General features: G+C 60.5%; 10 protein-coding genes. 1 reads left to right on the forward strand and 9 read right to left on the reverse strand.

Translation table 11 applies throughout. From position 1 onward, the window contains the following. The 9 genes from VNZ65_RS08915 to gyrA form a co-directional block, all read right to left on the reverse strand. Nucleotides 1-324: S1 RNA-binding domain-containing protein (locus VNZ65_RS08915; RefSeq protein ID WP_325668119.1), on the reverse strand; the 324-nt coding region annotated here is incomplete at its 3' end. A 239-nt stretch (nucleotides 325-563) separates the two neighbouring features. Then, a complete protein-coding gene (gene cmk, locus VNZ65_RS08920) occupies nucleotides 564-1,235 on the reverse strand; it encodes a (d)CMP kinase (protein WP_325668121.1) in 672 nt (223 codons plus the stop codon). Between the two features lie 67 nt (nucleotides 1,236-1,302). After that, nucleotides 1,303-4,770 carry a DEAD/DEAH box helicase gene (locus VNZ65_RS08925; protein ID WP_325668123.1) on the reverse strand — a complete coding sequence of 1,156 codons (3,468 nt, stop codon included), beginning with the start codon at nucleotides 4,768-4,770 and terminating at the stop codon, nucleotides 1,303-1,305. Nucleotides 4,771-4,784: 14 nt separating this feature from the next. Next, on the reverse strand, nucleotides 4,785-6,119 hold the full coding sequence (gene aroA, locus VNZ65_RS08930; protein WP_325668125.1) for a 3-phosphoshikimate 1-carboxyvinyltransferase: 1,335 nt from the start codon (nucleotides 6,117-6,119) through the stop codon (nucleotides 4,785-4,787). A gap of 5 nt (nucleotides 6,120-6,124) precedes the next feature. After that, nucleotides 6,125-7,024 carry a prephenate dehydrogenase gene (locus VNZ65_RS08935; protein WP_325668127.1) on the reverse strand — a complete coding sequence of 300 codons (900 nt, stop codon included), beginning with the start codon at nucleotides 7,022-7,024 and terminating at the stop codon, nucleotides 6,125-6,127. Nucleotides 7,025-7,063: 39 nt separating this feature from the next. Next, complete coding sequence (gene hisC / locus VNZ65_RS08940; protein ID WP_325668129.1) at nucleotides 7,064-8,170, reverse strand: histidinol-phosphate transaminase; 1,107 nt, start codon at nucleotides 8,168-8,170, stop codon at nucleotides 7,064-7,066. 88 nt (nucleotides 8,171-8,258) lie between these two features. Continuing rightward, the gene (pheA, locus tag VNZ65_RS08945) at nucleotides 8,259-9,332 is read right to left on the reverse strand and encodes a prephenate dehydratase (RefSeq protein WP_325668131.1); all 1,074 of its coding nucleotides are present in this window, start codon (nucleotides 9,330-9,332) and stop codon (nucleotides 8,259-8,261) included. Nucleotides 9,333-9,376: 44 nt separating this feature from the next. Next, a complete protein-coding gene (gene serC, locus VNZ65_RS08950; RefSeq protein WP_325668133.1) occupies nucleotides 9,377-10,489 on the reverse strand; it encodes a 3-phosphoserine/phosphohydroxythreonine transaminase in 1,113 nt (370 codons plus the stop codon). 178 nt (nucleotides 10,490-10,667) lie between these two features. Beyond that, nucleotides 10,668-13,334 (reverse strand): DNA gyrase subunit A, encoded by a 2,667-nt coding sequence (gene gyrA, locus VNZ65_RS08955; RefSeq protein ID WP_325668135.1) that lies wholly within the window; start codon nucleotides 13,332-13,334, stop codon nucleotides 10,668-10,670. Nucleotides 13,335-13,598: 264 nt separating this feature from the next. Between gyrA and VNZ65_RS08960 the strand changes: the two genes are divergently transcribed. Next, nucleotides 13,599-14,273 (forward strand): OmpA family protein, encoded by a 675-nt coding sequence (locus VNZ65_RS08960; protein ID WP_325668137.1) that lies wholly within the window; start codon nucleotides 13,599-13,601, stop codon nucleotides 14,271-14,273. Nucleotides 14,274-14,600 lie beyond the last annotated feature (327 nt).

The raw sequence follows: 14,600 nt of genomic DNA on the forward strand, positions 1-14,600 counted from the left end.
CGAGAGCCACGATGCCAGACGCTTGGCCTTGTCGCGCGACAGGATGGTGTCGCCGAAACCGTTTTCCAGCGATTCGATAGCGACGGAGATGAAATCGCCGACAGCTACTTCGAGTTCGCCGTTGTCATTTTTAAATTCTTCGATTGGAATGAAGGCTTCGGACTTGAGGCCAGCGTTGACGATAACGAAGTTATGGTCAAGGCGCACGACTTCAGCAGAAATCACTTCACCAGAACGCATGTCTTGACGTGACAGCGATTCTTCAAACAGCGCGGCAAATTCATCGGCGCCGGCAGATGCAGGGGACAGAACAGTGATGGACATAGTTTTGACTAGGTTTGACAGTATTGCCGCTCTATCTCTGCAAAATACTTGGGTAACCGGTTACAGCGGCGGTTACAACAGTACTTGCTAAGACGCGGTCAATATTGGGTTAGGTTTTTCAACGTCCGGTCAGACTTTGCGTCAGGCCGGACACCAAGGTACTGCAAAAAAACAACAAATTTTGTTACTGCTTGCTGCTAAAACGCTGCTCATTAGCTTATTTGCAACGCATTTCCCATTCAGACCGGCTTGGCAGCGGCATACCAGCTGAGCACCTGTTCGACCGCCTGATCGGCAGTCATTGCAGAGGTATCCAGCAGATACGCCCCTTGCGCGGCCTTCAACGGCGCCGAGCTGCGGCTGCTATCGCGCGCATCACGCTCCGTCAAATCCTTTGAGAGGTCTTCCATATTAGCAGAAAAACCCTTGTCAATCAATTGCTTATAGCGCCGTTGGGCCCTGGCGGCTACGCTGGCGGTCAAAAACACCTTGAGGCCGGCGTGGGGGAAGATCACGGTGCCCATGTCGCGGCCGTCGGCCACCAGTCCGGGATGTTGCCGGAAACTCAATTGCAAGCCGTACAAGGCCTGGCGCACAGTTGGTATTGCAGCAATTTTCGAAGCCATGTTGCCAACTTCTTCCGCCCTGATGTCATTCGTGACGTCTTCATTCGCCAGGAAAATATGGGCGCCGTTGAAATGGCAATGCAGATGCTCGGCCGCCTTGGCCAGCGCGTGTTCGTCGTCCAGCGGGGTATTGCGCCGCATGACCGACAGCGCGGTCAGGCGATACAGCGCGCCGGAATCGAGATAGTGGAAACCCAGGTGCTGCGCAACCTTCTGCGCCACGGTGCCTTTGCCGGATGCCGTTGGGCCATCGATGGTGATGACAGGGATAGGGGAATTAGGCATAGGGATAGTCGGTTGTTATTATTGAAATTGAATTGATACGGTTTAGGTCTAGACGGAATTACCTGATTTATTCGGCCAGCGGCGCAAAGATCGCCTGCAGATCGTCCTGGGTCAGGCCGACGCTCTGTGCTTCCTCCCCTTGCGGCGACAGCATGGCTTGCGCCAGGTCGGCTTTCTTTTGCTGCAGCAGCTGGATGCTCTCTTCCACCGTGCCCTTGGCGATCAGCTTGTAGACGAACACCGGCTTATCCTGGCCGATGCGCCAGGCGCGGTCGGTGGCCTGGCTTTCGGCGGCGGGATTCCACCACGGATCGTAATGGATTACGGTATCGGCCGCGGTCAGGTTGAGGCCGACGCCGCCGGCTTTCAGGCTGATCAGGAACACCGGCACTTCGCCCTCCTGGAACTGGCGCACCGGCTCGACCCGGTCCTGGGTGGCGCCGGTCAGCAGCGCATAGCCGATATCGCGCTGGCGCAATTCGGCGGCGATCAGCGTCAGCATACTGGTAAATTGCGAAAAGACCAGGATCCGCCGGTCTTCCTGGCGCAGTTCGTCCACCATCTCCAGCAGCTCCAGCAGCTTGGCGGAAGGCATTTCCGCCTGCGCTGCCTCGGCTTCCGGCTGGTCGGTCTTGAGCAGGCGCGGATCGCAGCAGGCCTGGCGCAGCTTCAGCAAGGCTTCCAGGATCACGATATGGCTGCGCGCCACGCCTTTCTTGGCGATTTCCTCGCGCACCTTCTTGTCCATCGCCAGGCGCACGTTTTCGTACAGGTCGCGCTGCGCGCCGCTCAAGGTCACGCTGCGCAGCATCTCGGTCTTCGGCGGCAGCTCCTTGGCCACCTTGTCCTTGGTCCGGCGCAGCAGGAAGGGCTTGATGCGCCGGCTCAGCAAGGCGCGGCGGGTGGCATCGCCCTGCTTTTCGATCGGCTGGCGGAAATCGCGGTTAAAGGTCTTTTCATCGCCCAGCAAACCCGGCAGCAGGAAATGAAACTGCGCCCACAATTCACCCAGATGGTTTTCCACCGGCGTACCGCTCAGGCACAGCCGATGCCGTGCATTCAGCAAGGCCGCGCTTTGCGCCACCTTGGAACGCGGATTCTTGATGTAATGCGCTTCGTCCATGATCAACAGATGGAAGGTATGCTCGCGCCAGCGTTCTTCGTCGCGCGGCAGCAAGGCATAGGTGGTCAGCACCAGGTCAAAGCCGGCGATCTGTTCGAACTGTTCCAGGCGCTGCTTGCCTTGTATGACCAGCACGCGCAGCTCGGGCGCAAAGCGTGCGGCTTCCTGCAGCCAGTTGTCCATCAGGCTGGTCGGCGCAATCACCAGCGCCGGCGCGCTCAGGCGGCCGCTTTGCTTTTCGATCAGGATATGCGCCAGGGTCTGGACGGTCTTGCCCAGGCCCATGTCGTCGGCCAGGATGCCGGCCAGATCGTATTCGCGCAGGAACTGCATCCACGCCACGCCTTGCAGCTGGTAATCGCGCAACGTGGCTTGCAGGCCGGGCGGCGCCGATACCTGCTTGATGCCGCCGAAGGTCAGCAGTTTCTGCCCCATGCTGCGCAACCGTTCGCCGCCTACCCAACGCAGCTGGTTGCCGGCATCCAGTTCAGCCAAGCGACCCGCATCGAGCGCCGACAGGCGCACCGGACCGTCCGATTTTTCCGTGAAATACAATTCGCCCAGGGTATTCAGGATAGGCTTGATGCGGCCCCATGGCATGGCGACATGCGCGCCGTCGCTCAGACGCACCAGCAGTTCATCCTGGTCGTCGCGCAGCGCCATGGTGCGCGGATCGAAATCCTGCGGCGCGTGGCGTATCAGGTCCACCAGCAGCGGCAGCAGCGATACCCGCTGCTGATTGACCACGATGCCCATCTGCAGGTCGAAAGCGGCGCCGGCGCCGCGCTCGTCTGTCTCGGCGATCTCGGCATACCAGTCTTCCACCTCGACCACATCGAAACGATATTCGGCGCGCTTGTCGATCTTCCAGCCCTGCGCAATCAGCTGCGGCAATCCTTCTTTCGCGAAACGCAGCCAGGCTGACTGGTCCGGCAGCATGAACATGCCCGGCATCATGGCCAGCGGATGCTGCGTCCCTTCCAGCGCCCGCATGCCGAGCGCCAGCAAGGTTTGCTGCAAGGCGTTTTCGGCGTCCTGGTCGCGCATGATCTGTTCGATTCCGGCCGGCGTGTTACGGCTCAGCGCCGGCGCAAACTGTGCGGACACGAGCGCGCCGTCGTAGCGGAAATGCAGCTCGGCGAAATCCTGCATCAATGGATTGCTGACGCCGGGAAGATTTCCCAGCACCAGCAAGGGTTGCGGCGCAATGTCGCGACGCACGGTCTGTATCACCTGCGGCGGGAACGGAATCACGTCCTGCAAACCCTGCGTCAGCAGTTGCTGGGCAACCGCAAGGCTATCGTCGGGATCGAGCATCGGTGCCTGGATCACCAGGTCGTTGAGCGCCTTGCTGGAAATCCGCGTATCGCGTTGCAGCAGCAGCTCGCCGCAGGAAAGATTGTCGATATACCAGGGCGGCTCGGTGGGCAGCATGTAATCGAGGCTCTTGCGCGAGGAAGCAGGCCCGTTCGCCGCTTCCGCTTCAAATTGCCAGCCTAGCTGCCACAGGTCGCGCGCGCCGTCGCGGCCATCGTCCAGCGCTTCATGCCAGGTCAGGCTGGCGCGGCGCGGCGGCGCCAGCTGCAATGGATAGGCGGTGCCCTTCGCCAGGTCCGGCAGGGAGTTGGCCCACAGCAGACGCTGTTGCTGCAGCAGCGCGCGCAATAGCTGCGCGCCGAGCTTGCCGCTCAGCTCACAGGCCGCATGCTGGGCATGGTTGCCGTCGTTCTGGGCCACGAACAGGCCGATCAGGTCGCGATCTTCCGGGCGCAGGAACAGCGCCGGATCGGCCAGCAGGCGCGGCACATCGGTGACCGGTTGCGCAGCCTGAAACTGGCCGTTCGGCCGCGGCTGGGCCTTGCACAGGTGCAGCACTGCCTTCTTGCCGTTGTAGGCGGAGGTCAGTACGAACACCACCTGATGTGTCGCGACTTTCTGACGCAGGCCGGCCTGTTGCTGTTGCTGCTGCGGGGCGATGGCGGCGGCGCCGGCGACTTCGCCCTGGACCCGGCTCAGCCAGGCTTCCATCGGCCGCGCCAGGGCAGGCGGCGGACTGGCCTTGGCGACTACCGGCTTGGGCGCAGCGACGGCAGCCAGCACCGGCGGCGCAGCCGCAATCACCAGCTGATCGGCGGAAGGCCGCTGCAGGTATTCGATCAAGGCCGCTGCCACATGCTTGCAGTTGGAGCCGACCGGACAGGAACAGACACTGTCAATGTCGGGCGCATCGCGAAATACCGACAGCGTGATTTCCTGCTGATAGACGTTGCTGCCGCTGCCCTGCACCGTGGCGTTGAGGACGTCGCCGTCCTGCTCCACGGCCAGCACGCGGCGCAGCCGCACGTATTCCTGGCCACGGTCAAAGGTCGCCTGGTGCAACACGTCGCGCACATCGGCAAGTGTCAGATTCATGCGCGACCCGTCATTTACAATAATTTCTGTTCGGCGATTTGCGCGAACACGGTGAAATAGTCCGGGAAGGTCTTGGCGACGCATTGCGGATCGTTGATGCGCACCGTGGTGCCGCGCCGCGCCGCGCCATCCAGCGTGGCCAGCGAAAAACACATGGCCATGCGGTGGTCGTCGTAAGTATCGATAGTCGCCGGCTGCAGCTGCGCCGGCGGCGTCACGCGCAGATAGTCGCTGCCCTCTTCGATGGTGGCGCCCAGTTTGCGCAGCTCGGTCGCCATGGCGTTGAGACGGTCGGTTTCCTTGACGCGCCAGCTGGCGATATTGCGCAGCGTACTGGTGCCTTCGGCATACAGCGCCGCGATCGCAATCGTCATGGCGGCATCGGGAATATGATTGAAATCGGCGTCAATCGCTTTCAGTACGCCGTTGGACGACACTTCGATCCAGTTGTCCCCCAGCGTAATGCCGGCACCCATCTGTTGCAGCGCTTCGACAAAACGAACATCGCCCTGGATGCTGTCTTTACCCACGCCTTCGACCCGCAGCGGGCCGCCGGCAATCGCGCCGGCCGCCAGGAAATAGGAAGCGGTCGAGGCATCGCCTTCGACGTGGATCGCTTGCGGGCTTTGATATTGCGCGCCCGCAGCCACCGTGAACGACTGCCAGCCGTCGCGCACAACGGTGACGCCGAAGCGCTGCATCAGGTTTAGCGTGATTTCGATGTAAGGCTTGGAAATCAGTTCGCCGATCACCTCGATGGTCACTGCTTCATGTTTGGCCATCAGCGGCGCCGCCATCAGCAGCGCCGTCAGGAACTGGCTGGAAACATTGCCGCGCACCTGGATCCGCTGGCTGTGCAACTGACCGCGCTGGATATGCAAGGGCGGGAAACCGGCCACGCCGGTATACGCAATCCGGGTGCCGATCGCGTTCAGGGCATCGACCAGGTCGCCGATAGGCCGTTCATGCATGCGCGCCACGCCGTGTACGGTGTAGTCGCCGCCCATGGCTGCCAGCGCTGCCGTCAGCGGACGGATCGCGGTGCCGGCATTGCCCATGAAAAGATCAGCCTGGTGCACCGGAAAGGCGCCGCCGCTGCCATGCACAGTATAGGTCTGCGTACCTTCGGCCTGCTCCCAGGCGACGCCGAGTTTCTTGAGCGCGGTCAGCATCACCAGCGTATCGTCCGAGGCCAGCAAGTCGTGGATTTGCGTGGTGCCGTTGGCCAGCGCGGCCAGCAGCAAGGTGCGGTTGGAAATGCTTTTGGAACCCGGCAGCCGCACCGTGCCCTGCACTTTTGCCACAGGGTGCAAATCCAGGTACTCGGGATAACTTTGTTTGCGTTGCATAGTCATTAATCGCCACCTTCCTTGTTCTGTTGTTCCGCAGCCTCGATGGCGCTGATCCAGTTGTGTCTTGCCTGCTGCGCATTGCTGTAGATGGCTTCCAGCGCCGGGCCGTCGCCGGCCGCCAGCAAGCCGCGCAAGCGGCCCAGCTGCGTCATGTAAGCATCCAGCTCACCCAGCAAGGCGCTCTGGTTGGCCAGTGAAATATCGCGCCACATCTCCGGCGACGAGCCGGCGATGCGGGTGAAATCGCGAAAGCCGCTGGCGGCATATTGAAACAGCGACGCGGCGTGCGGCTTGTTGGCGATGTCGTCCACCAGTGCGTACGCCAGCACATGCGGCAAATGGCTGACCGCGGCAAACACGGCGTCGTGCTGCTGCGCCGAGAGCTGATGAATCAGCGCGCCGCACTGCTGCCAGGCAGCGGCAACCCGGGCCACATCCGCGGCCGAATTTTCCGGCAACGGCGCCAGCACCACTTTCTTGCCGACATACAGTTCCGCCAACGCCGCCTCGGGGCCATTCTGTTCGCGGCCAGCGATCGGATGGCCGGGCACGAACTGGCCGATCTTGTCGCCCAGCGCCGTGCGCGCCGCCAGCGCCACGTCTGACTTGGTGCTGCCGGCATCGGTGACGATGGTGCCGGCTTGCAGATGCGGCGCGATGCTGGCCAGGATGGCGCCGGTCTGCGCCACTGGCGCGGCGATCAGGATCAGGTCCGCATCGGCGACAGCATCAGCCACGCCGGTGGCGATCTGGTCGATGATTCCCAATTCCCTGGCACGCTGCAAAGTCGTGAGATGGCGGCCGACGCCGACGATCTGCTCTGCCGCACCGGCTTTTTTCAAAGCCAGGGCAAAGGATCCGCCGATCAGTCCGACGCCAAAAATTGCGATTTTCTTGAACACTAGCGTTGCTTCAATAAAGATTAATCAGGACCCCGCCGCTCAGGCCAGCAGTTTCTTCAATGCGTCGATGAATGCCGCGTTCTCTTGCGGCAGGCCGATGGTGACCCGCAGCCATTGCGGCAAGCCATAATTGGCGACCGGGCGCACGATGATGCCCTGCTTCAGCAACGCCAGGTTGACGCGTGCGCCGGCGGCTTCATCGGCGCCAACCTTGACCATCACGAAGTTGCCGAACGACGGCACATATTCCAGGCCCAGCTCATCGAAGGTCTGGGTCAGCTGACGGTAGCCGTCGCGATTCAGCTGCGCGCTACGCTGCAGGAATTCAGTATCGTTCAAGGCCGCCACGGCGGCGGCCTGGGCCAGCGAGTTGACGTTGAACGGCTGGCGGATGCGGTTCAGCAAATCGGTGATCGCCGGTTGCGCAATGCCGAAGCCGATGCGCAAGCCGGCCAGGCCATAGGCCTTGGACATGGTGCGCGATACCAGCAGGTTCGGATACTTGCGCACCCAGGAAATCGATTCGTACTGCACTTCCGGCGGCAGGTATTCGTTATAGGCCTCGTCCAGCACCACCACGATCTGCGGCGGCACGCGCGCCAGGAACGCTTCCAGCTCGGCGGCCGGGATGAAGCTGCCGGTCGGATTATTCGGATTGGCGATGAAGGTCAGCTTGGTGTCGGCAGTGATGGCATCGAACATCGCCGCCAGGTCATGGCCATAGTCCTTGGCCTTGACCACGATGGCGCGGGCGCCGACCGCCTGCGTCGCCAGCGCGTACACGACGAAGGAATATTCCGCATACATGGCGGCTTGTCCGGCCTGGACGAAGGCATGGGTGGCCAGCTCCAGGATATCGTTACTGCCGTTGCCCAGCGTGATCCACTCTGCCGGCACATCGTACTTGGCGGTAATCGCGGCCTTCAGGTCGAAACCGTTGGCGTCCGGGTAGCGGCCGATGTCAGCCACTGCCTTTTGCATCGCCAGGCGCGCCGACTCCGGCATGCCCAGCGGATTTTCATTGGAGGCCAGCTTGATGATCTTGGCTTCGTCCAGGCCGAATTCGCGGGCTACTTCGGCAATCGGCTTGCCGCCTTGATACGGGGCGATAGCGCGCACATACTCTGGACCAAATTGGATTGACATTGTCTGCTTTCAGGACGAAATATTGAACGAGATAATTAGGTAAATGCGTTAAATCAATGCGCTGAATAAGTGCGCGCCGAGGCGTCGCTCAAAAGCTGCGCGGATACGATCCCAGCAGCTTGTAGAACGCCGCATTCTGCTGCAGTTCGTCCAGCGCCTTGGCCACCTTGTCGTCGGCGGCATGGCCTTCGACGTCGACATAGAAATAGTATTCCCAGGCGCCCATGCGCGCCGGCCGCGACTCAAAGCGGGTCATCGAAACGCCGTGCTTGGCAAGCGGCGCCAGCAGCTTGTAGACAGCGCCGGCCTTGTTCGCCACCGACAGCACCAGCGAAGTCTGGTCCTTGCCGCTGGCGCCGTTCTGCAGGCGGCCCACCACGGCAAAACGGGTGCGGTTGTGCGGGTCGTCCTGGATATTCGCGCTGACCACTTGCAAGTCGTATTTCTGCGCCGCCATCTCGCCGGCAATCGCCGCCACGGTGTCGCTCTCGCTGGCCATGCGCGCCGCTTCGGCGTTCGACGCTACCGCCTGCCGTTCTATGCTCGGGTAGTGCTGATTGAGCCAGGCATTGCATTGCGCCAGCGCTTGCGAATGGGCGCAGATGCGGGCGATGCCGGCCATCGTGCCTTCCTTGGTCATCAGGCTGTGATGCACCGGGATCGACACTTCGCCGCTGATGTTGAGCGTGGTTTGCAGCAGCAGATCGAGAGTGCGGTTGATCACGCCTTCCGAGGAATTCTCGATCGGAGCGACGCCGAAATCGGCGGTGCCGGCTTCGGTGGCGCGGAACACTTCGTCAATCGACAGGCAAGGCAAGCCTTCCACCGCATGGCCGAACTGCTGGTATACCGCTTGTTCGCTGAAGGTGCCGGCCGGGCCCAGATAGGCCACCGTGACGCGCTTTTCCAGCGCGCGGCAAGCCGACATCACTTCGCGGAAAATAGTCTGCACGTCGCTGCCTTGCAGCGGTCCCGGATTGCGCTCGGCGACCTTGAGCAAGACCTGCGCCTCGCGTTCTGGACGGAACACAGGGGCATTGGTCTCTGCCTTGACGTGGCCGACCTCTTGCGCGATTTTTGCGCGGCGGTTCAGCAAGGCCAGGATTTCGGCGTCAATCGCGTCGATCTGCTGACGCAAGGGTAGGAGTTTGTCTTCGCTCATGTTATTTCTATCTCTGGTTCTGCTAACAAGCCTGGCGCAAGGCCCTAGCCGCGCTGTTTTTCAAATTCCTGCAGATACGCCACCAGCGCCTGCACGCCTTCCAAAGGCATGGCGTTATAGATCGAAGCGCGCATGCCGCCCACCGATTTGTGGCCCTTCAGCTGCAGCAGCCCCTGTTCCTTGGCGCCTGCCAGGAAGGCATCGTTGAGCGCTTCATCGGCCAGGAAGAAAGGCACGTTCATGCGCGAGCGGCAGCTGCTGGCGATCTTGGTGCGGTAAAAATCGGTGCTATCCAGGTAGTCATACAGCAAGGCTGCCTTGGCGATGTTGCGTTGTTCCATGGCGGCGACGCCGCCCTGCTTCTTGAGCCACTGGAACACCAGTCCGGCGATATAGATTGCATAGGTCGGCGGCGTGTTGTACATGGAATCGTTGTCGGCGACGATCTTCCAGTTGAAGGCGGAAGGACAGGCCGGCAACGCGTAGCCTGGGCCCAGCAAATCTTCACGCACCACCACCAGGGTCAGTCCGGCCGGACCGATGTTCTTTTGCGCGCCGCCATAGATCACGCCATACTTGGAGACGTCCACCACGCGCGACAGGATGTGCGAGGACATGTCGGCCACCAGCGGCGCATTATTGGTTTCAGCGGCGACATCAGGCGTGAACTGGTATTCGACGCCGTCGATGGTTTCATTGGTGCAGAGATGGACGTAAGCCGGATCCTTGGACAGCTGCCAGCTGTCGCGCTCGGGAATCTGCGCGAAATGGCTGTCTTCGGAAGAGGCGGCGACATTGACGTTGCCGTAGCGGCGCGCTTCTTTCAGCGACTTGGTCGACCACGAACCGGTATTGATGTAATCGCTGGTCGCCGGCTGAGCCCGGCCGCCGCGGCCCAGCAGATTGAGCGGCACGATCGCATTTTCGGCAATCGCGCCACCCTGCATGAACAGCAGCTTGTAATTGTCCGGCACCGCGAACAGTTCGCGGAAATCCTGCTGCGCGGCGGCCAGGATAGACATGAACTCCTTGCCGCGATGACTCATCTCCATCACCGACATGCCGCTGCCCTGCCAATCCAGCATTTCGGCGGCAGCTTGCTGCAGCACCTCTTTTGGCAACACGGCAGGACCAGCAGAAAAATTATAGATAGGCATGATGAATGTCGTCAGATAAAGAACCGGAATTGCAGAGACTACGTAGAAAACTTTGGCCCAACAGATGGCGTTGCTGTGTTGTTACGGTATCACTGGTAAAACAAAAAGTAATGCGCAGAAAATAATGAGCAGAAAGCAATGCGCGGCCCAGGCTGGCTGGACCGCGCTGCTTGCGTTATTACTCCGGCGCTGCCTCGGAAGCATCGCCCGCTGCCGTGCTGCCGGCGTCGCCTTCAGCGCTGGCTTCCACTTCCGCATCAACCTCGGCGTCGGATTCGACCACGCGCTGCAAACCGCTCAGCTTGGTGCCGTCTTCCACCGCGATCAACGTGACGCCTTGGGTAGCGCGGCCCATTTCGCGGATTTCCGCGACGCGGGTGCGTATCAGGACGCCGCCGGTGGTGATCAGGATGATTTCATCGCTAGGTTCCACCAGCGTTGCCGCCACCACCTTGCCGTTGCGCTCGCTGGTCTGGATCGCGATCATGCCTTTGGTGCCGCGGCCGTGGCGCGTGTACTCGGTAATCGGGGTACGTTTGCCGAAGCCGTTTTCAGTGGCGGTCAATACCGATTGCTGTTCGTTTTCCGCGACCAGCAGCGCAATGACTTGCTGTCCTTCTTCCAGGTTCATGCCGCGCACGCCGCGCGCGGTGCGGCCCATCGGACGCACATCGTTTTCGTCGAAGCGCACCGCCTTGCCGGAATCGGAGAACAGCATGACGTCATGCTGGCCATCGGTCAGCGCGGCGCCGATCAGGAAGTCGCCTTCATCCAGGTCGACCGCGATGATGCCGGCCTTGCGTGGATTGCTGAAGTCGGACAATGGCGTCTTCTTGACGGTGCCCAGGCTGGTCGACATGAAGACGTAACGGTCTTCAGGGAAACTGCGGTTGGCGCCCGACAATGGCAGCACCACGGTGATCTTCTCGCCATCCTGCAGCGGGAACATGTTGACGATCGGCTTGCCGCGCGAATTGCGCGAACCTTGCGGCACTTCCCAGATCTTCAGCCAGTACAAACGGCCGCGATTGCTGAAGCACAAGATGTAGTCATGCGTATTGCCGACAAACAGCTGGTCGATCCAGTCGTCTTCCTTGGTCGCCATCGCCTGCTTGCCGCGGCCGCCGCGCTTCTGCGCGCGGTATTCGGAGACCGGCTGCGCCTTCATGTAGCCGGTGTGCGACAAGGTCACCACCATGTCTTGCGGCGTGATCAGGTCTTCCGTGCCGAGATCGGTAGGATTGTGCTCGATCTGCGAACGGCGCTCATCCTTGTTGCCGATGCCGTATTCGTTCTTGGCGGCGGTCATCTCGTCGGTGATGATGACGGTGACGCGTTCCGGCTTGGCCAGGATATCCAGCAAGTCGGCGATCTGCGCCATCACGTCTTTGTACTCGTTGACGATCTTGTCTTGTTCCAGCCCGGTCAAGCGCTGCAGACGCATCTGCAGGATTTCCTGCGCCTGATCGTCCGACAGGCGATACATGCCGTCGGTCTGGATGCCGTAATGCTTCGGCAGGTTTTCCGGACGGAAGGATTCGATGCCGCCGATGTTTTCGTCGCCGGTGCGGGCCAGCATCTCGCGCACCATGGACGAATCCCAGGCGCGCGCCATCAGTTCGGATTTCGCTACCGGTGGTGTCGGCGCAGCCTTGATCAGGGCGATGAAATCGTCGATGTTGGCCAGCGCTACCGCCAGGCCTTCCAGTACGTGGCCGCGTTCGCGCGCCTTGCGCAGTTCGAACACGGTGCGGCGCGTGACGACTTCGCGGCGGTGCGAGAGGAAGCATTCCAGCATCTGCTTCAGGTTCAGCAGCTTAGGCTGGCCATCCACCAGCGCCACCATGTTCATGCCGAAGGTGTCTTGCAGCTGCGTTTGCTTGTACAGGTTGTTCAGCACGACCTCGGCTACTTCGCCGCGCTTGAGCTCGATCACCACGCGCATGCCGGACTTGTCCGACTCGTCGCGCAGGTCGGAAATGCCTTCCAGCTTTTTGTCGCGCACCAGTTCGGCGATACGTTCCAGCAGGGCCTTCTTGTTTACCTGGTATGGCAGTTCGTCGATGATGATCGCGGTGCGGCCTTCCCGTCCGAATTCTTCGAAGTGGGTCTTGGCGCGCATCACCACGCGGCCGCGGCCGGTGCGGTAACCGTCGCGCACGCCGGAGACGCCGTAGATGATGCCGGCGGTCGGGAAGTCCGGCGCCGGGATGATTTCGATCAGCTCGTCGATGGTGCAATCGGCGTTGCGCAGCACATGCAAGGCGCCGTCGATCACTTCGGTCAGGTTGTGCGGCGGAATGTTGGTCGCCATGCCGACCGCGATCCCGGACGAGCCGTTGATCAGCAGGTTGGGAATGCGGGTCGGCAACACCGACGGCTCTTTTTCCTTGCCGTCATAGTTCGGCACGAAGTCGACGGTTTCCTTGTCGAGGTCGGCCAGCAGTTCGCCGGCGATCTTGTCCAGGCGGCACTCGGTGTAACGCATCGCTGCCGCGCCGTCGCCGTCGATCGAACCGAAATTGCCCTGGCCGTCGACCAGCATGTAGCGCAGCGAGAACGGCTGCGCCATGCGTACCAGCGTGTCGTAAATCGAAGCGTCGCCGTGCGGGTGATACTTACCCATGGTTTCACCGACCACGCGCGCGCATTTGACGAACGGGCGGTTCCAGACATTGTTCATTTCATGCATGGCGAACAAGACCCGGCGGTGCACCGGCTTGAGGCCGTCGCGCACATCCGGCAGCGCCCGGCCGACGATCACGCTCATGGCGTAATCGAGGTAGCTCTTGCGCATTTCTTCTTCGAGGGAAATCGGGATTGTTTCTTTAGCGAATTGATCCATTTAGCGAGTCGGCCAATCTTTACTTGGGTTGATCAATATAGAACCAGCGTTCCGGAGCGATCTGCCAGTTGCTGGAGAAATGCAGCTCGAAACACAGGTATAACCGCGTGATTTTAGCACGCGGAAGAGGCAGTTCTGGCTTTTCAGGCAAGGCGTTGCAAGCCGAAAACATGCGGGCCCGAAAAAATATGTTTAAATGCCGCCTTGCCCGGCTTTTGGGGATTGCCCTACCCACCCCTCGCCATTTCTATCAGGAAATAATTTATGCGTCATACGATTCTGCTGAGCCTGTTGCTAGGCTCGGCCTGCGGCTTTGCGGCCAGCTCCAGCTTTGCCCAGACTAGTTCCATCCAGGTATCAGCCGAAAAAAGTGCCTACCTGCAAGACGGCAGCGGCCCTGTGGTGCGCAGTCAGGATGGCTTGTGCTGGCGCTCCGGCTACTGGGACGCCAAGGATGCCGTCCCCGGCTGCGACGGCGAACTGGCGCCGCCGGTGATGAAAGCCATCGCGCCGGCGCTGGTCACCGGTCCAGCCGTTGCCAGCGATCAACCTGTTGCGCCGGATGTGGTCGCTCAATGTCAGTTCACTTTGTCCAGCGACAGCATTTTCAGCTTTGGAAAAGCAATCCTGAGCAAGTCTGCCAAGCAAGAAATTGACAAAAACACCATTGCAAAACTGGCCGATTGCAGCGGCGCCAGAGTACTCTTGGTGACCGGCTATACCGATCACCTTGGAACAGACATATATAACAGGAAGTTATCGACACAACGGGCGGCCAGCGTTGCCAATTATCTGAAAAGCAAAGGCATCAGCAATCGGATAGAGGTAAACGGCGCCGGCGCCGCCGAACCAGTAGTGACATGCAGCAATAAACTAAACCTCAAGAAACGCATCGCCTGCCTCGCTCCGAATCGCAGAGTAGTGATAAAAATACAATAATTTCAAAATAAAATAGATACTTTGCTTGCGTCGATGTAATATGTCGGCCGTGGTGATGTTTTCATAATGTTATGTTGTATGAAAACAACGAAGCAGGCAAAACGTGTGCTGGATCATTTGGCATCCTTCGCTAGCGCTTGCTGCCTGTGGCAGAATGGTGGTCAAGTTCATTGCGTATGGTCAATCCCACACGTAACGGCCTGAACCACGTGGTACTATCCAATTTTTGATGTCGTATATTAGTTGCGCAGTTAATCTGCGGATATCTCAACCGAGAGGAGAAACATGAATAAATTAGCAAAACTCGTCTTCGCTGCGTCCGCAGTC

Source organism: Collimonas sp. (assembly GCF_035566555.1).
Taxonomy (GTDB): domain Bacteria; phylum Pseudomonadota; class Gammaproteobacteria; order Burkholderiales; family Burkholderiaceae_D; genus Collimonas.